The 19,202-nt window shown below is 42.7% G+C and carries 16 protein-coding genes; 8 read left to right on the top strand and 8 right to left on the bottom strand.

Annotated features, from left to right (window positions below):
* Positions 1-154: 154 nt before the first annotated feature.
* From ACR63N_RS08130 to pdxH, 6 genes are all read left to right on the top strand, one after another.
* Positions 155-2,134 carry a mechanosensitive ion channel family protein gene (locus tag ACR63N_RS08130; RefSeq protein WP_472781824.1) on the top strand — a complete coding sequence of 660 codons (1,980 nt, stop codon included), beginning with the start codon at positions 155-157 and terminating at the stop codon, positions 2,132-2,134.
* A gap of 155 nt (positions 2,135-2,289) precedes the next feature.
* The gene (gene guaB, locus ACR63N_RS08125) at positions 2,290-3,762 is read left to right on the top strand and encodes an IMP dehydrogenase (RefSeq protein WP_367106926.1); all 1,473 of its coding nucleotides are present in this window, start codon (positions 2,290-2,292) and stop codon (positions 3,760-3,762) included.
* Between the two features lie 205 nt (positions 3,763-3,967).
* Complete coding sequence (gene glmM / locus ACR63N_RS08120; RefSeq protein ID WP_367106927.1) at positions 3,968-5,329, top strand: phosphoglucosamine mutase; 1,362 nt, start codon at positions 3,968-3,970, stop codon at positions 5,327-5,329.
* Between the two features lie 135 nt (positions 5,330-5,464).
* Positions 5,465-6,169, top strand: coding sequence for a glycoside hydrolase family 19 protein (locus ACR63N_RS08115; RefSeq protein ID WP_367106928.1), 705 nt, complete (start codon positions 5,465-5,467; stop codon positions 6,167-6,169).
* Positions 6,169-6,711 (top strand): hypothetical protein, encoded by a 543-nt coding sequence (locus ACR63N_RS08110; protein WP_367109212.1) that lies wholly within the window; start codon positions 6,169-6,171, stop codon positions 6,709-6,711. Before ACR63N_RS08115 ends, ACR63N_RS08110 begins: the two co-directional genes overlap by 1 nt.
* A gap of 147 nt (positions 6,712-6,858) precedes the next feature.
* Positions 6,859-7,521, top strand: a complete 663-nt coding sequence (gene pdxH / locus ACR63N_RS08105) for a pyridoxamine 5'-phosphate oxidase (RefSeq protein ID WP_367109233.1) — start codon at positions 6,859-6,861, stop codon at positions 7,519-7,521.
* Between the two features lie 111 nt (positions 7,522-7,632).
* Here pdxH and ACR63N_RS08100 read toward each other — a convergent pair whose 3' ends face one another.
* The 7 genes from ACR63N_RS08100 to ACR63N_RS08070 form a co-directional block, all read right to left on the bottom strand.
* Positions 7,633-8,838 carry an HlyD family secretion protein gene (locus ACR63N_RS08100; RefSeq protein WP_367104347.1) on the bottom strand — a complete coding sequence of 402 codons (1,206 nt, stop codon included), beginning with the start codon at positions 8,836-8,838 and terminating at the stop codon, positions 7,633-7,635.
* A 79-nt stretch (positions 8,839-8,917) separates the two neighbouring features.
* Entirely contained in the window at positions 8,918-10,609 is a 1,692-nt protein-coding gene (locus ACR63N_RS08095; protein ID WP_367104348.1) for an efflux MFS transporter permease, read from the bottom strand.
* Positions 10,610-10,764: 155 nt separating this feature from the next.
* Positions 10,765-11,400, bottom strand: coding sequence for a glutathione S-transferase family protein (locus tag ACR63N_RS08090; RefSeq protein WP_367106930.1), 636 nt, complete (start codon positions 11,398-11,400; stop codon positions 10,765-10,767).
* 54 nt (positions 11,401-11,454) lie between these two features.
* Positions 11,455-12,132: a type 1 glutamine amidotransferase domain-containing protein gene (locus tag ACR63N_RS08085; protein WP_472781823.1), complete on the bottom strand. Its 678-nt coding sequence runs from the start codon at positions 12,130-12,132 to the stop codon at positions 11,455-11,457.
* A 104-nt stretch (positions 12,133-12,236) separates the two neighbouring features.
* Positions 12,237-13,286, bottom strand: a complete 1,050-nt coding sequence (locus ACR63N_RS08080) for an NADP-dependent oxidoreductase (RefSeq protein WP_472781822.1) — start codon at positions 13,284-13,286, stop codon at positions 12,237-12,239.
* A 77-nt stretch (positions 13,287-13,363) separates the two neighbouring features.
* The gene (locus ACR63N_RS08075; RefSeq protein ID WP_367106933.1) at positions 13,364-14,587 is read right to left on the bottom strand and encodes an iron-containing alcohol dehydrogenase; all 1,224 of its coding nucleotides are present in this window, start codon (positions 14,585-14,587) and stop codon (positions 13,364-13,366) included.
* Between the two features lie 148 nt (positions 14,588-14,735).
* On the bottom strand, positions 14,736-15,380 hold the full coding sequence (locus ACR63N_RS08070) for a TetR/AcrR family transcriptional regulator (protein ID WP_367107010.1): 645 nt from the start codon (positions 15,378-15,380) through the stop codon (positions 14,736-14,738).
* Between the two features lie 312 nt (positions 15,381-15,692).
* Here ACR63N_RS08070 and ACR63N_RS08065 point away from each other — a divergent pair, with 312 nt between their 5' ends.
* Positions 15,693-17,189 (top strand): aldehyde dehydrogenase family protein, encoded by a 1,497-nt coding sequence (locus ACR63N_RS08065; RefSeq protein ID WP_367106934.1) that lies wholly within the window; start codon positions 15,693-15,695, stop codon positions 17,187-17,189.
* Between the two features lie 190 nt (positions 17,190-17,379).
* On the opposite strand, the gene ACR63N_RS08060 is transcribed toward ACR63N_RS08065, so the two are convergent.
* Positions 17,380-17,610: a hypothetical protein gene (locus tag ACR63N_RS08060; protein WP_367106935.1), complete on the bottom strand. Its 231-nt coding sequence runs from the start codon at positions 17,608-17,610 to the stop codon at positions 17,380-17,382.
* Between the two features lie 218 nt (positions 17,611-17,828).
* Here ACR63N_RS08060 and ACR63N_RS08055 point away from each other — a divergent pair, with 218 nt between their 5' ends.
* Positions 17,829-19,181 (top strand): DASH family cryptochrome, encoded by a 1,353-nt coding sequence (locus tag ACR63N_RS08055; protein WP_472781821.1) that lies wholly within the window; start codon positions 17,829-17,831, stop codon positions 19,179-19,181.
* Positions 19,182-19,202 lie beyond the last annotated feature (21 nt).

Here is a 19,202-nt window from a genome sequence, read left to right as displayed (position 1 = left end):
ATCATGTAGATAACAAGTACGTATACTAATAAAAAAAGTCAGTTTAACGCTGGCTTTTTTTTGTCTTCTGCTTTAGTTTGTTACCAAACTAAAGCCAAGATTTTATGACGCAGACTTTTTATAATACAACTGCCAAAATATTGGTATCTTTGAGATGAGTACTTTTGAGATGGATACTTTTAAGAATATTGTTAATCATAGGCCGCTAGATAGTCTTAAATCTTACAATAGCAGGACTAAGCGCTATGAGGAAGGACATAACTTAGTACGTTTCATACTTAGTTTTTTAATAATCGCCTTCAGTGTCATCTCTACATCAGTACAAGCGGCTACAGACAGCACTCAACCTGATATTCAAGAGCAAGTAGCTGGTCAAGCTGATGATCTAATGGGATATATCGAGCAGGAGGTTGAGACTTTAAAAGAAGAAGGTATTAATTTGCCTGACAACGTAAGTGAGGCTATCAACTCAACCGAGCGTAATGCGGTGCAGCAGGCCGGTTATATGCAAGGAGATACGGCGCTCTCAGGCGACTATAACGCAAACTATCTTCTATTAGATGAGCTGAACACCGGTCTGCCGCCCTTATCCCCGCCGCCAAATCTAGCAACGCCGCTTGCGACATTAGAGTTTTTTCAATCAGCGGTCATGAAGCAGCAGTCTGACTTAGCCGCTCATGCGCTAAATATGAATTTGCTTGATCCTAAAACGCAGCCTAGCCGAGGTATTGAACTTGCCAAGCGTCTTGACTTTTTACTCGATAAAAAAGATCTTTATGTCTTTGACGATCTACCAGATCGTCCTGATGGGCTAGTCGAGCCGCCTATTGGCAGTAGTAGCAGTATTAGCGGTATCCCGCGCCGCTCTATTCAGCTTGGTTATATGGACTACCGCGAGCGTCAAGTGCCCATTACTATGCAGCGCGTACGAGTGGGCGACAGTGCGCCTATTTGGGTGTTCTCCGCACAAACTGTTGGCAACATCGACAATCTTTATGCACAGTATAAACCAGCCACGTTTGAGCGCTATTTGCCCTCTATATTAACGCTAAGGTTCTTTGACATCGCTGTTTGGGAGTTCTTAGCATTAATATTGTTCTTTTTGGCAACAATGGGACTTGGCTGGGTATTTAGTAAAATTACGGGCGCAATAATCAATTGGTATGTCGGCGAAGATGATGATCTCTCCAAAGTCGGCAGCAAAAAAAGCATAACCGATTTGGTAAACAAGCTGACCGTTCCTTTAACTTTTACTATCAGCTTGTCTTTAGTATTTACCTTGGTTTCAGGCGGTTTTCCTTTTATAGATGCTGTAGCAACGACTACCAGACCCATCGTATGGATCGCTTTAACGCTAAGCGCTATTTGGCTGGGTATTCGCATCATCAACTTTTTTGCTAATCGCTATCAAGATTTTCATATCGAAGGCTTGGATGAGGAAGAGTACGATAAATACCGTATTCGCAGCACTTATGTATCCGTGTTTCGCCGCATTTTTATCTTTGTTATGATCCTTGGCGGCATATGGATTGGCCTCAGCGAATTTGCCAACCTTGAAGGGTTAGGCAAAACCTTATTGACCTCAGCAGGCATCGCCGGCGTAGTTATTGGTATTGCCGCCCAACCTACACTGGGTAATATCGTCGCTGGTATGCAGATTGCGGTAACCCAGCCCATTCGTATCGGTGACACCGTTATGATTGATGGTACGTGGTGTACGGTCCATGATCTGCGTTACACTTATGCCATACTCAAAACTTGGGATGAGCGTCATCTGTTTATACCGATGCGCTACTTTGTCACTGAGATAGTAGAGAACTGGTCACACCCTGAGCTGCAGCAAATGCGTCCAATGTATCTATATCTAGATTATGGTATTGATATTGAGGAGGTGCGCCAAAAGTTCTTTGAGCTTGTGAAAGCACATGAGCTGTGGGATGGTGAAACGGATCCTGTAGTGCTGGCTGTATCCATGGATGAGGATACCATTAAACTGCGCTGCGCTATGTCCTCTGATGGTCCTGATAATGCGTGGGCTATGGAGTGTGATATACGCGAACAGATGCTAGCTTACTTATATGACGAACAAAAACCCTATCTACCTGCCGATCGTATTACTTTTAAAGAAGGTTAGGGCTTTATCAAGCAAAAGAGTATTCCTGATAAGCTGACAAATATATTATGCGAGCCGTGCGCTTATTTGTTATAATATGGCGTTATTTTTAAGGGATAAATGGTATTGCTGATACCATATCCCACCCATCAAAATAACCACTACTAGGGGTATGTATGTTGCGTATTGTCGATGAAGCTTTAACTTTTGATGACGTTTTATTGTTACCGGCCTATTCTGAAGTCCTACCAAAAGCTGCCGATCTCTCTACTCGCTTGACCAAAAACATCAATTTAAACCTGCCTTTAATCTCTGCTGCTATGGATACGGTTACTGAGTCTGAAATGGCTATTACCATGGCGCAGCTAGGGGGTATTGGTATTTTGCATAAAAGTATGGATATCGTTCAGCAAGCCACCCAAGTGCGCCGAGTCAAAAAGTTCGAAGCCGGTACGGTGGTTGATCCTATTACCGTACATCCAGAGATGACTATTGGCGACTTACTGCAGCTGACCCAAGATAATAATATCTCAGGGGTACCGGTGGTTGAGAAGGGCACTGATAAAGTGGTCGGTATTGTAACCCACCGTGACTGGCGCTTTGAGACCAATCTATCGCTGCCTGTCAGCAATATTATGACCCCAAAAGATCAGCTCGTTACCGTGCAAGAAGGTGAGAGCAATGAAAATATCAAAAAACTACTGCATGAACACCGTATCGAAAAGGTTATTGTGATTGACGATAGCTTTCGTCTACGCGGTCTCATCACAGTCAATGATTTTACTAAAGCTGAAAACAACCCCAATGCTTGTAAAGATGAAAAAGGTCGTCTACGAGTCGGCGGCGCTGTAGGCACAGGCGCTGATGCTGAGGCACGGGTAGAAGCATTAATTGCTGCTGATATCGATGTCATCGTGGTAGATACAGCGCATGGTCATTCAAAAGGCGTGATTGATAAGGTCTCTTGGATCAAAAAGAATTACCCAAATATTCAAGTCATCGGCGGTAATATTGCTACTGGCGATGCTGCAAAAGCGTTACGTGATGCAGGCGCTGACGCAGTAAAGGTTGGTATCGGTCCAGGTTCTATCTGTACTACGCGTATTATCGCTGGTATCGGTGTGCCACAAATCTCCGCTATCGATAACGTGGCAAGCGCCTTACAAGATAGTATCCCTTTGATCGCCGATGGTGGTATTCGCTACTCAGGTGATATGGCAAAGGCTATCGCTGCGGGTGCATCTTGTATCATGGTAGGTTCGCTGATGGCAGGTACCGAAGAGGCACCTGGTGAGGTTGAGCTATTCCAAGGTCGTTATTACAAAGCGTACCGCGGTATGGGTAGTCTTGGCGCGATGTCAGGCCAGCATGGTTCCTCAGATCGCTACTTTCAAGATGCAAAAGATGGCGTGGAGAAGTTAGTACCTGAAGGTATTGAGGGCCGTGTTCCATATAAAGGCCCCGTTGCTGGCATCGTAAATCAACTGATTGGTGGTCTGCGCTCATCAATGGGCTATACTGGCTGCGCTACGATTGAGGAGATGCGTAGCAAGCCTCAGTTTATCAAAGTAACTTCAGCAGGCATGAAAGAGTCACACGTTCATGATGTACAGATCACCAAAGAAGCACCTAACTACCGTGTTGGCTAAATAATTTTGACTAAATTTCTGTTAACTAAATTATTGCTTTAAATATTCATTCATTGATATATAATGCTATCAGAATACAAAAAGTCGACAATGCTCGTGTGTTGTCGGCTATTTTATTTTGTAAAATAAAATAACAGATAGACTGTACTAGCGATAGTATATTTAGTCTGTCATTCTTAATTGCTAGCATAAGGATATAATTATAATGAGCTATTTTGGTACTGATGGTATTCGTGGAAAATTCGGTGAACTGCCTATTACTCCTGATTTTATTTTAAAATTAGGTTACGTGACTGGACTGGTACTGGTAGAAAACAACGACAATCCTAACCGTAAGCCCAGCGTGCTGATCGGTAAAGATACTCGCCTCTCAGGTTATGTGATCGAAGGAGCTTTACAAGCAGGGTTTAACGCAGCAGGTGTTGATGTGCATATGCTAGGCCCGCTACCAACTCCCGCTATTGCCCATCTAACACGTAGCTTTCACGCTGACGCAGGCGTAGTTATCTCAGCCTCGCACAATCCTTATTATGATAACGGTATTAAGTTTTTCTCCGGTGACGGCAAAAAGCTTACTGATGAGGTGCAAAATGCTATCAATGATAAAATGAAAGCTATCATGGATACTAATGATGAAGTGCCAATGCCAATTCATGATCCAGCCAAACTAGGTAAGAATCGACGTATCAATGATGCTAAAGGTCGCTACATTGAGTTTTGTAAAGGCAGCTTTCCTTATCAATATGATCTGAGCCATTTGACTGTGGTAGTAGATTGCGCCAATGGTGCCGGTTATAGTGTCGCACCCAGAGTCATGCGCGAGCTAGGTGCTACGGTAATTGCTATCAACAACACCCCTGATGGGGTTAATATTAATGCTGATTGCGGCTCCACACATCCTGAGGGCTTACAGCAGGCGGTATTAGACCATAGCGCTGATGTCGGTATTGCCCTTGATGGCGATGGAGATCGCATCGTAATGGTCGATGAAACGGGCAGATTGGTCGATGGTGATGGTATTTTGTACGTACTTGCTACGCAAGATCAAGACCGTGTTGCTGGAGTTGTGGGTACTTTGATGACCAATATGGGTTTAGAGCTGGCATTGAAGGCAGCCAATGTCGAATTTACTCGTGCAAAAGTAGGCGATCGTTATGTTATGCAAGAGCTTGAGGCCAATGATTGGATTCTGGGCGGGGAGCCGTCAGGACACATTTTGTGTTTGGATAAAAGTCGTACAGGTGATGCAATTATCGCAGGCCTACAAGTGTTGGCTGTAATGCAAGCTCAAGGCAAGTCTTTGAGCGAGCTGACCCGCGGTTTTGAAGAATTACCACAAAAGCTTGTCAATGTGCGCTTGTCTAAAATGCAAGACCCATTCGAGCACGAAGAGTTGGTCGCCGCTTTTGATAAAGCCCGTGCCACTTTAGAAGGTCGTGGTCGTCTTCTGATTCGTCAGTCCGGCACCGAGCCTATGATTCGAGTGATGGTAGAGTCGGATGATGAGATAGAATGTGATGTTATGGCGAATGAATTAGCCGATAAAGTTAAGGCAGTACTGGGCTAGTATATAGTTACAGAATATAGCCTTACAGTACAGTATTTTTAGAAATCTATAGCAGACTTAAGAAGCACTTGAGTCTGCTATTTTTTTGGATGTCCTTTTGTTATGCTAGAATCAAAGTCCAGCTAAGATATGGTTATGCCTAATCCGCCAAGTTTTATAACACCTGCGCAACTAAAACAGATGTTCCCCGATTCTTCGATTTTAGATAGATATATCATTGCCAGAGAAGTCAATGCTAAGGCCGACGAATTTAAGCTTGATACTGCGCTTAGACAGCGGCACTTTTTTGCACAGATTAAAGGTGAGACGGGTAGCTTACTTGAGGGTCAGACCGAAGGCTGGAACTATTCTCCTGAAGCGTTAAAAAGGTTTAGCCTTTACTATAAACAAAACCCTAAAGAGGCAGAGCAAGATGGTTACTTAAAAGATCCGGTAACCGGAGGGTTTATCAGACGAGCCGATGAGCGCGCAGTTGGCCGTAAACACTTTCAGCGTCTAAATGGTAACCGCGCCAGCAACCCAGAAGATGGCCATAACTTTCGCGGCCGTGGATTGATTCAAATTACCGGTTATGAAAAATATGATGGCTTTATGCAAAACTACGCTAAATATTGGGATGATGAGGTTCCCGATACTGTCACTAATCCTGAGCTGATCAACAAGATGCCTTATGCTATACGCAGCGCTATGTATTTTTGGCTGCACTATAGAATTTATCTAGCAGCCGATTCAGGCAAAGGCTACGCTGATGTCAGAGCAGTGACCCGCCGCGTCAATGGTGGCAATGAAGGCTTAGATAGAAGACAGGCGGCTTATCTAGAAGCCGAAGGAATATTTTAGTGAGCTATAAAAACTACCTTTTACTATTAGCTTCGGTGCTCGCCTCTTGCGTGCATAGTGCTGACACTCATGATCAGCCTCTGTCAAGCTTTGAGGCCTCATCTTTGTGTCAAAAAACGGAAGTAGCCCTTGTTTCTTGCCAAATGGATGAGCCACAACAGCGTATGCTGGCTATTTGTCATGCAAAAGACTTACCAGAGGTTTATTATAGACTGGGGACTCACGATAAAGTGGATCAAGGGGTAACATTTACCGTTCAAAATCCGCTACTGAGATGGATAGATAGCAGCGCTTATACTACTTACTTTGGCTTTAAAGATAGTGATCAGTATTATAATATTGGCGTGCCGCAAGAGACTCATGGCGCCAAAGTTTTTATGGATATCTTTGATCAACAAGGTCAGGAAGTCGCTAATTTATCTTGCATAAACAACTCCTTTGTAGACAAAACTTTAGCGTCTCCTGCTATCATAGATCTGGACGATAAAGAAATCTATAAACACGGGGTTAATTTTCCCTATGATTATTATACCAATGAGTAGTCAAGGCTCAGGATTAAACACTTGTAATACATTAAGCTGATAAAGTGGCGATTGAAATTCAAATCAGTAGATAGAGTATTACCTCTAATTTGTCATTTTGATGAAAATACTATAACTAAAGAAAGAAAATAAGGAAACAGTATGAGTATGGATTTTTCCGATCAGCGTTTGTCATACGAAAAAGGCGAGCTTGATCAGCAGTTAGTACCTAGGTCGCCATTTGAGCTCTTTAAAAGCTGGATAAGTGAGGCACTTGAGCAACAGGTACAAGAACCCTATGCCATGAGTTTAGCAACTTGCGGTGCGGATAAAAAGCCAAGCGTACGTATCGTATTGATGCGCGAGATTACTGATAGTGGTATCATATTTTATACCAACTATGAGAGCGCCAAAGGACAAGATATCGCGGAGAATCCTAATGCTGAGGTATTGTTTTTTTGGCATGAGCTTGAGCGTCAGGTGCGTATTAGCGGTCATATTGCTAAAATAAATTCTGATAAATCTGATACCTACTTTCAAAAGCGTCCGCACGATAGTCAAGTTGGCGCATGGGTGAGCCAGCCGCAAAGCGGTCAAATTGCCAATCGTGAGATTATGGAGCAAACTTTTGAGCAGTTAAAGACCGACTACCCAGAGGATAAAAAAGTGCCAACGCCTGATTTTTGGGGCGGTTATGAGATTACTATCGAAGAGATTGAGTTTTGGCAAGGACGCGCCAACCGGATGCACGACCGGATTGTTTATAGTCTTGATAAGAGTTATAAGAATGAAGATGGTGCAAGCTGGGTAACCAAACGTTTATTGCCCTAATATTAACGTATCGGTTTTAAAGTGAATCAACTATATTACTTTAAAAAGCTAAGCTATTTCTCTTGAATATTAGCCTTTAAAGGCTAGCTTAGCTTTTATAGCGCTCTGTTTTTAATAAAATTTAGTATCGACATCGACAGCAACTGACATCCCAGGACGTAACTGTTCAAGAGCAGACTGGTTGTCATCTAAATCAATACGTACCGGAATACGCTGAGCTATTTTAATATAATTGCCCGTAGCAGGATTGGCGGCTCCAGCACTAAATTCACTGCCAGTCGCAGGTGAGATATTGCTGACGTGGCCACTAAATTTAGCACCATTAAGAGCGTCAACATGGATAATAGCAGGCTCACCAATCTGAATATTAGCCACTTGAGTCTCTTTAAAATTAGCAATAACCCAGACACCTTTAGGGACGATATACATAAGCTGCGTGCCAGCATTCACATATTGTCCTAATTTGACGCTCACTTGACTAAGCTGCCCTGATTCTGGTGCGGTAATAACGGTATTATCAAGATTGATTTGAGCTTGTTTGGCTTTAGCTTCAACATTTCTAATATTGGCCTCTAAAGAGGCGCGGCTATTACTGGTTTTGGTACGCGCTTGTAGCGCTGCTTGCAGGTTAGCCTCGCCCTGCTGAACCTGAGCTTGAGCCTGAGCAAGCCTTGCTTGAGCATGGGCAACCTCGGCGCTTGATACCGCCCCGATGGCATCTAATCCCCGATAACGCTCAACATCTTCGCGTGCACTATCGACACTAACTTTGGCGCTATGTAAATCTGCTTTACGCGCTTCAATCTCTGCTTGGCTAGACTCGACATCTTGAGCATTGCTTAAGCGATTGGTGGTAGCTATTTCAATATCAGCTTGTGCTTGCTCTAGTTGCTGCTGAAAGCTGCGATTATCTATTTTTACGAGTAAGTCACCTTCTTTGACGTTTTCAAAATCCTCTACGGCTACCTCGGTAACATAACCAGAAACTTGCGGACTGATAATAGTGGTTTGACCTTTCACAAAAGCATTATTGGTTTGCTGCACAGTTGACGTAAAGGGGGGCAGTTTCCATGCATATAAGATAATAGCTATTCCAATCAGGATTAGGGCAATCAATACCCCTAAATTAATCAGCGATTTCTTTTTCGGTGACCAGCCAGAAGGAGCGGGTATTGGCTCTTTTGGTGGCATTGAAGGGTCTTGTTCATGAGCCTCGGTAGCAGGCGCATCTGTCGCTGTCGCAGAGGTTTGCGATGTGGTTTGATAGTCTGGCGTCTGAGTATTTTGCTTAGAATCATTAGTTTTGTCTTGGCTCACGACGCGCTCCTAAAAGTTTTTATGAAGAATTAATCATGTATTAAGGATCGTTTTATCGATCTTTAGTAATTCGGTTGAATCACTTCTGCTCACGCATCTTAGCAATAGCGGCCAGCTCTTTACCTAAAGGGTTAATTTTATGATAACGATAATAGAGATAGTTAATTAATAAAATAACAGCAGTTACTGTGGCAATGCTGCCCATTATAAAAAACAAATCATCATAAGCTGCAATGGCGGCTTGCTGTTGAATACTTTGTAGCACTTGCTGCATAGCCGCGATATTTGTTTGCGCTGGATCTGAGACTTGAGTAGATATGGCATTACGCGTTCCCGCAATCTGTCCTGACAATGCAGGATTACCTAAGTTAACGGAGCTGACCATATCTGCATAATGCATTTTGGTGCGTATAGTAGTGAATGCTTGGATAGCTGCTGCCCCAGCAAGACCACCGATAGTTTGAGAGATACTAAAAATCACCGAAAAGCTGATAATGTAAGCGGGACCATTAGCAATAGCGCGGAACATGCCTTCAAAGACCATCGGCCCCATAAAGTATATAGCTGCAAAAGCAATCAAAAATTGACTGCCGTAGAACATATAAGGCGCAGAATTTATTGAGACACCAGTGTCTATCCAAGCTCCTAAGGCGATCAGCGCTACCGCAAAAATAACCGGTCGCCGCAGCTCCATTGCATTAGTACGAAAGATACTAATAACTAACGCCAGTATACTTGCAATCAATATAACCGCATAAAATATCACCATTTGATCATTACCATAGCCAAGAGTAGCTAATAATCCTGCTGTACCTACACTTTGCTCAGAGAGCAAAATACGCATAGCCGCTCCGGTAATCATAAAAGCAATAATCATGCGACTACGCATCCAGCGTACTTGCAACATTGGGTTTTTGCGATGCGTTTCAATCCACAAAGCGATAGAGATAGTAGCAACAGCAATGATCAAAGGGAAACTTAGCCAAGGCGTCGTCCACCACTGAATCCTACCTTGCACCAAAAACACTGATAATGCGGCAAGTCCACTGGCAAAAAAGCTAAAACTAATGATATCAAGCTTCTCAAATACCTTTTCAGTATTACCAGGGGGCAGCTCAAGCAGATTAATGAGTCCAAAGCAAATTAAAGTCAGACCAAACTCAAAGAGAAATAGGTTTTCTAACTGGCCATCAACCGCGAGATAAGGCGAGATAATACGTGATAGTGGAATACCTAGCTGTACTAGACCAAAGCCTAGAATCAAACCACTGATACGTTTTGCTGCTGGCATGCCTTGCAGACAATAAAAAATAGCCAGTACGGTCATAGCGCTAGCAACTATACCACTAAAGCTGCGTGCAATAATCTCTAAATAATAGGGGTCTAACCATTCGCCAATGGATGTAGTCACTAGACCGCTACTGACCAGCCACTGCATACTAGTAGCAAGCAGTAGAAAAAACAGAGTAATTTTGCTAAACAATGACATACCAAACTGTTGACGTATTTTGTATAGTAATACTGTGATACAGACATTGGTCATATTATAAGCAACCGATATCCAGCCCCCTTCGATAGGAGTTAAGCCCAGCTCACCTTGAATTTGGCTCAGGTTGGCAACCAACAAGCCATTTTGAAAACTGGCGGTTAGACCAATAAAAATACCAATAAGCAAGTAGAATACTTTACGATAGGTAGGGTGATCAGGGTTGGCAGGGGAGCCAACCATAAAAGGCTTTTCATGCGGTTTGAAACGGTACTCAGTACTCATAGGCAGATAGTAATTTAGGTGAAAAGTAACGAGCTGATAGTCAATAAGATAAATGGGTATGACTGTTTGATAAGTTGCTATGAGCAATAAAAAATAGTCCAAGATAGACTTGGACTATTTTATCATTTTCAATACAGGCGTCTAGATAAATTTATCTAAGCAGATTCATTTTCATCATACTTAGCTTCAAGATCCATCGCGCGCTGATAGCTATCAATTTTACTAAGCTTTGAGGCATACTCTTTGATGTTAGGGTAGTTTTCTAACGCCCCGCGCTTGGCTAGCATAATAAGATCAAAAGACAGCATAAAATCAGCTCCGCTAAGCTTATCGCCTACGATATAAGACTTACCATTCAATGTGTCGTCCAAATAGCTAAGTAAATTGTTTTTTTCTTGCGCAATATAGCCATTTAAAAACTCGTTATCGCTAACACCAGCTTTATTGACAAACAGCTCTAGTAATAGTGGTACCATTAAGGAGCTTTCAGCGAAATCAATCCACTCTAAATAGTGACCGTAATCAGTGCTATCAAAAGCAGGACGTAGGCGCTCTGGTGCAAAACGTTCAATCAACAGCTGGGTTATGGCACCTGATTCTGCGTAGACCTCGCCATCAATCTCAATAACGGGCGACTTGCCGAGTGGATGAGCTTCTTTTAGGCTTTTGGGTGCCAAATTGGTTTTGGCATCACGTTGATAGCTGGTAACTTCATACGGCTCACCGAGCTCCTCTAACAGCCATAGAATACGTAGCGAGCGTGATTGATTAAGATGGTGTAAGCGAATCATAGTATTATCCTTTTTATTAAATGGTTTTATATCCATATCTTTTAGCAGCAGCTTTTAACCATTAAGTCTTTTTAGTAAAAGCTTAGCCGCATCTTCTGAGGAAGCTGGGTTTTGACCGGTGATAAGTAGGCCATCTTCAACGACATACGACTCCCAATCCGCGCCTTTTTCATAGTTGCCGCCATTGGCTTTTAGGACATCTTCTACTAAAAACGGCACTACGTCTGTTAGGCCAACGCCTTCTTCTTCGGTATTGGTAAAGCCAGTAACCGTTTTACCTTTTACCAAGTATTCACCATCAACTTTAACATTTTTAAGCGCTGCTGGCGCGTGACAAACAAAACTAACAGGCTTATCTTGTTTAACAAAGTTTTCTATTAAATTGATAGAGTTTTCGCTGACTGCTAAGTCCCACAATGGACCGTGGCCACCTGGATAGAATACCGCATCAAAATCTTCAGCTTTTACATCCGCAAGCTTTTTAGTAGTAGCAAGATGTTTTTGAGCCTCTTTATCGTCTTTGAAGCGTTTGGTATCTTTAGTTTGCGTATCCTCAGTATCGCTACTGGGATCAAGCGGCGGCTGACCACCAGCAGGAGAGGCAAGGGTTACTTCAGCGCCTACGTCAATAAAAGCGTAGTAAGGGGCGGCAAATTCTTCGAGCCAAAAGCCCGTTTTTTTGCCCGTATCGCCCAATTTGTCATGTGAAGTTAGTACCATTAAAATTTTCATAATTATCCTTAGTTGTTGATTATATTAGTTATTATTAATTATTGTTTGCTGTTACTTAAAACATATTTAGCGCCAATTATCTGACGCTAAATACTTATCTCAAGTTATTCAACATCAGAGACTTTTACGACCGTCTTACCAAAGTTATCACCATTTAGCATATTAACAAAAGCGTTTGGTGCTTCGTTTAAGCCCTCAGCAACGTACTCTTTGGTTTTCACCTCGCCTGATTCTACCCATTTGCTCATGGTTTTGAGGAATTCAGGGAAGTGATTACCGTACTCTTCGTGGATAATAAACCCTTTAATCGTTAAACGATTACTTAGGACATTGCGGAACAATAGACCCAAACGGTCTTTACCATCAGGCAGCTCAGTCGCGTTATACTGAGACACGAGACCGCAAACCGGAATACGCGCATGTGCATTTAGGAGTGGTAACACCGCGTCAAATACTTTACCGCCCACGTTTTCGTAGTAGATGTCGATACCATCTGGACAAGCTTGCTTTAATTGCTCAGCGAAGTTGTCAGCTTTATGATCAATACAAACATCAAACCCCAGCTCATTTACCGCAAAGTCGCATTTCTCTTTACCGCCAGCAATACCGACACTACGCACGCCGAACTGATTACCCACTTGACCGACCGTTGCACCGACTGGGCCTGTTGCTGCGGCAACGACTAAGGTTTCGCCTTTTTGAGGTTTACCGATATCAGTTAGCCCCATGTATCCGGTAAATCCTGGCATACCAAGCACGCCTAAACCATAAGAGGGATGCGCCATATCTTTGTCAAGTTTTAGAACGCCTTCGCCATTACTGACGCTATAATCCTGCCAGCCAGAGTTTGAGACCACAAGATCGCCTTTAGCAAATTTATCGATATTAGATTCTACGACTTGAGCGACCGTACCACCTACAATCACATCACCAACTTCCATAGGCTCAGCGTAGCTTTTAGCATCGCTCATACGCCCGCGCATGTAGGGATCTAATGACAGATAAACGGTACGTAGTAACATCTCGTTGTCTTTGGGTTTTGGGATATCGCTAGTGGTTAGCTCAAAGTTATCTGGTTTAGGCTGACCATGAGGACGGCTGGCCAGTTTAATTTGACGGTTTTGTTGTTGATTCTGTGCTTTATCAAAACTCATAATTATTTTCCTTATCTATTGTTATGTTAAGTAAATGTCTGTGCTGATCATCTTATTTTGTAGTAACTACAAAAGTTTTATGAGGCTTTACTGGTTACTGCACGCTCCAAAATCCGGCGCGATACTGCTAAATCATTGGTTTGATGTTCGCCCAGCTTCACCATATTGTGTGCTTCTAACTGATTAACAATAGGTTCAATCACTGAAGCATCTAGTTTTGCATCGGCTAAACTTACTGGCAGATCCAGCTCACGGAAAAAGTTTTCGGTATAGACGATAGCCATCTCGATAATGGTGTCCTCATCTAATTCTTGACCTTGTTCTGTACCGCTAATGCTCCAAACATTACGCGCGTACTGAAGTAATTTTTCTTTTTTGCTGTCTTTGAGCTCACGCAAGGTCGACGGTAATAAAATAGTCAGTGTTCGCGCGTGATCAATACCATGCAGTGAAGTCAGCTCATGGCCGATCATATGTGTCGTCCAATCCTGCGGCACGCCTGCGCCAAGTGTGCCATTCAATGCCATCGTTGCGGTCCACATGATGTTTTTACGCGTGTCCAAATTATCTGGGTCATTTTTGACAGCTAAACCTTCACTGATAAGTATTTTAAGTAAACTTTCAGCAAAAGCGTCTTGGACTTTAGCATCGACCGGATAAGTGAGATACTGCTCTATCACATGAACAAAAGCATCTGCGACACCGTTCATGACTTGGCGTTCCGGCAATGTTAAAGTTTTAGTTGGATCTAAAATTGAGAATTTAGGAAACGCTAAAGGATTGTTAAACGGCAACTTCGCTTGACGTTCGCTATAGTTGACCACACCGCCTGAGTTCATCTCTGAACCCGTTGCTGGAATAGTTAAAACTGCTCCTAAATCAACAGCAGAATCTATATTTTTACAGTAGCTGGTTAAAGCCTCCCATGCCTTATCACGTGATACCGTACCATCTGACTCAGTTAACGAAGAAACCAGCGCCACAAACTTCGTACCATCAATGACCGAACCGCCACCAACTGCTAATAGAAAGTCAATATCGTGCTCATTAACCATATCCGCTGCTTTTAATAGCGTACTAAATTCTGGATTTGGTTCAATACCACCAAATTCAAACACGCTGCGGTTATCATTAGCAGTCAGCGCTGCTCTCACTTCATCTAAAGTACCAGTACGCTCCGCTGAACCGCCACCATAGGTGATGAGCACTCGCGCCTCATTGGGGATTAGATCTGATAATTGTTCGATTTGACCTTCGCCGAAGACGATACGTACCGGATTGTAATATTGGAAGTTTTTCATATTATTCCTAACATTTCTTAAATTTTTAATAGCTAAAAAGAATCATACGAGACATTAGCATTCGTCAGTATTGTACATTAATTAGACCGGTCGTCTAGTCAATTTTTAAAATAGTTACAAAACTCTCCTATTGCTCTTGCTTATAAATTTAGCGTCCTAACTGAGTCGTCGTCATTTGCCAAACTTCGGCAAGTGGGGTATTGGTTTGGCTAATCTTAGCAATGAGGCTAGCACCAAGCCAAGCAAAGTACCAACGCTTAGCGATACTCTCAGCGCCAATATTGTCTTGAGGAGGAATAGAATTATCTACCCATCCCGCCTTAATCTGCTCTGAGATCCAGTCGATAGTCTGTGCACGTCCGTTATCAAGCGCAATACGCATAGGCTCTGACATATCAGCGACTTCAGCGCTCAATTTTACTACCAAGCACTTTTCATGGTTGCAGCCATTTTGCTGGGTGTCATACCAGTTCTGAAAGTAATTGTAGAGTTTTTGCTGAGCGTTAATGTTCTGCGAATTGCCAATAGCATCAAGTCGTTTCTTATAGTTGGTAAAGTAGTGCTTTATGATGGCTTCGCCAAAGGTTTCTTTTGAAGCAAAGTAGTGATAAAACGAGCCTTTAGGTACGCCAGCGGTATCTAATATCTGTTTAATGCCGACAGCGGTAAAGCCTTTTTGGGCAATAAGCTGATAACCAATCGCTAGTAAGTGCGTTTTAGTATTATTGGGTTCGTTATGAGTTAAGCTCTCAGGTGTAGGCTGAATCACTGGAACTGATGTAGTAGTGGACATAGATGTAGTAACGGACATAAAAGTCACATTCTCCCTAAGTTTTTTCTATATATATGTATAAAAAATATTTGTATAAAAAACAAGTTGTTATTTAAAACTGTCTGTGCCGATTTCTCTATTAAAAGTTACTCTATTAACAAAGTTTATAATTAAGAATTTACAGTTTCCGTTGTTTCTGTGATGGTCTCTATGGTAGCATTAGACCAGTCGTCTAGCAAGTTAACGTTACAGATCTTAAATTTAGACCAGTAAGCAAACTTTAAAGTAGACAATATATTTTTTGATCATGATATCTAAATAAAAGGAAGAGTTATGTCTGATAATACTAATAAAGCTGTCAATGCTAATGAAGCCTACAGCGACTTTCACTTACAATACATTGCAGGCAAGTGGCAAAAAGGCCAAGACGATAGTATTAATACCAATACTAACCCTTACAGTGGTGAGACGCTGGTTGAGATTCAGCAAGCGACAGATAAGCAGCTTGATGAGGCTTATGAGGCAGCTAAAGAGGCGCAAAAAGAGTGGGCAAAAAAGTTACCAGCAGAACGTGCTGGGCTACTGTATAGAGTTATAGAGATTTTAGATCAGCGCCAAGATGAGATTGTTGAGTGGCTGATTAAAGAGTCGGGTAGTACCCGTATCAAAGCGATGACTGAATTTAGTATCGCACGGGCGATGACGCTTGAAGCAGCAACGTTCCCAAACCGTGTACACGGCGAGATTCGTCCTTCTAATATTCCGGGTAAACAAAACTTCGTTTACCGTGAGCCTGTTGGTGTCGTCGCTGTCATTAGCCCATGGAATTTCCCATTCCATTTAACCCAGCGCTCTGTTGGTCCAGCCTTGGTACTTGGTAACGCCGTAGTACTCAAGCCTGCAAGTGATACTCCTATTACGGGCGGTTTATTATTAGCCAAGATATATGAAGAGGCGGGACTGCCAAAAGGTCTGCTCAATGTGGTGGTTGGCGCAGGCAGCGAGATTGGAGATGCTATCGTCACGCACGATATTCCAAGCTTTGTATCTTTTACTGGTTCAACGCCAGTAGGCAAACATATCGGTGAGCTGGCTCATAGCGGCAACTACATCAAGCAATTAGCTTTGGAGCTAGGTGGAAATAATCCATTTGTGGTACTAAAAGATGCTGATCTTGACAATGCAGTAAAGGCAGCCGTCTTTGGTAAGTTCCTTCACCAAGGTCAAATTTGTATCGCTATTAACCGTATTATCGTTGAAGATGAGGTTTATGATGATTTCGTTGAGCGCTTCCATACTCACGTAAAGACCTTAAAATTTGGTGATCCTAGCAAAGAGGATACCGTCGTTGGTCCTATCGTTAATGAAAATCAGCTTGAATCATTAAAAGATAAGATTGCCAAAGCACAGGAAGAAGGCGCAACAATGCTGCTCGGCGGCGATATTGAAGGTCAAGTGGTGCCGCCGCATATTTTCACAGACGTTACCGCTGATATGGAGTTATTCCGTAATGAGATCTTTGGGCCACTCGTCGGTATCGTGCGCGCAAAAGATGAAGCTGAAGCGCTCAAGCTTGCCAATGATACTGAATATGGTCTGTCAAGCTCAGTGTTCACGACGGATATGGAAAAGGGCTTGCGCTTCGCTCGTGGTATTAGGGCGGGCATGACTCATATCAACGATATTACGGTCAACGATGAAAGTAACGTGCCCTTTGGTGGTGAGAAAAACTCAGGGATTGGCCGCTTCAACGGCGAGTGGGTACTAGAGGAGATGACGCGTACGCATTGGATCTCATATCAGCATAAGCCGCGCGACTATCCGTTTTAAATGCTGACCGTTTTATAAGCTGGCCGTACTAAAAATCAGGCATAAACTGATAAGTATTTGGTTTGACTATGAGAGCAAAAAGACCGTCCATTGTGGCGGTCTTTTTGTATGTATTATTTTATGGGCGCTCGTAGATGACAAGGCATGAAAGTATATAATGCTATTTGACTTTATTACTTAACTTTAAAAATTACTTAGCTTTAAAACCCAATATAGACTGAATCTCTTCAACGGTTATCCCTCTAACCAGCGCCTGCTCTTCCACCGATAAGCGATTGGTATGCTCTTTAATCATCGTATGAATACTACGTGAAATCTCTGAGGTAGAAGCGTAATACATTTGCGGCTCTTCTTTAGTAAGCTTTACTAAAAACCTATTAACAATTTTGCGCTTTTCACTCGGTGCATTCTCTTCTGTCATAATATTCTCCTAAGTAGCAATCATTTAATCAGTCAGCTCAACGAGAGTCAATGCTTGCCGTGGTAGTAACGATAATAAAAGCTGATATCCAAAGTTTAACAAGCCTTATACTGTGCAGGGTAACGTAAAATACTATAGTTTAAGAGCAGTTTAAAAAACAGTTTAAAAAACAGTTCAAATCCGCGCCTTTAATACCTAAACTCATTGAGAACTCAGTTATGTCGAATCAACCTGTCGAAAAAAGAGTCGTATTGGTATTATTTCATAATGACTTACGCGTACACGACAACGCCACTTTGACAATGGCGACTCAATTGGCTAGTGAGAGTAGTGATGCGCGATTGCTGCTGGTTTATGCCGCCTTCTTAGCCGATACACTGAACCAAAAAAACTGGGGGCAGTCTTATCACTTTGAGGAGATGGGTCAAGCTCGCACCCGCTTTTTAGAAGAAAGTTTAAGCGATTTAGATGAGTCGCTACAAAGTCTGGGTAATAAATTATTATACTTAAAAGGGACTGATTCTACAGATACATTGAGCTTAGCGGTGCAGTTATGTCAGCTGATTGATGAGCAAGGGGTTACTGATATTTGCGTTAGCCAAACGGCAGATTATGCGCAAAACCTAGCTTATGAAACCTTGCAAAATAAATATCCACAAATAAGTTGGCATAGTCAGTCAACGGCTACTTTATTTGCTACTATGCCAACTAAAGAGTTGCCCAACAGCTTTACTCAGTTTCGCAAAAAGGTAGAATACAGTCACAACTTATTAAATGCCCAAAAAGGCGTCGATATTAGCCCCATGCCCAAAAGACTGCCGCCGATACCTGAGAGCTTGGCACAAAACACAGAATGTTTTTTTGCAGCGCAAGCATCTGACGAGCGAGCGCAGTTGGAACCACGCTTTAAAGGCGGGGAGACCCAAGCGCTTGCTCATTTAGAGCGCTACTTTGACTCCAGAGCGCCAAGTATTTATAAGAGCACCCGCAATGCGCTAGATACTTGGTCCCATACTACTAAGTTCTCGCCATGGCTTGCTAATGGCTCATTGTCTGTACAGACTTTACTCAATCGTCTGCGTTGCTATGAGCGTCAAGTTATTGCCAATGATTCTACTTATTGGATATGGTTTGAGCTACTTTGGCGCGAGTATTTTTATTGGTATGCCATGACTCATCAAAAAGACTTATTCTTGTTTAAAGGTATTAGCACTCAGCCGCCGTCAACTGGCTATGATAAACAGCGCCTTGAGCAGTGGCAAAATGGCGCAACGCCATATCCCATTGTCAATGCTTGTATGCGCCAGCTAAATAATACTGGCTACATGTCCAATCGGGGTCGGCAACTGGTCGCCAGCGCCTTCATCCATGAATTAGAGCTAGATTGGCGTTATGGAGCCACTTATTTTGAGCAGCAGCTGATTGATTACGATGTCGCTAGCAACTGGGGCAATTGGCAATATTTAGCGGGTGTCGGCGCTGACCCTAGAGGCTGCCGACAATTTAATCTCAAAAAGCAAACGCAGCAACATGATCCCGATGGCGACTTCAGAGATAAATGGTTGGTATGATAATAAGCTGGTTTTTAAGCA

This window comes from Psychrobacter sp. M4 (genome assembly GCF_055699795.1).
Note: the sequence above shows the minus strand (reverse complement) of the source record. Positions and strands in the feature narration are given on the sequence as shown.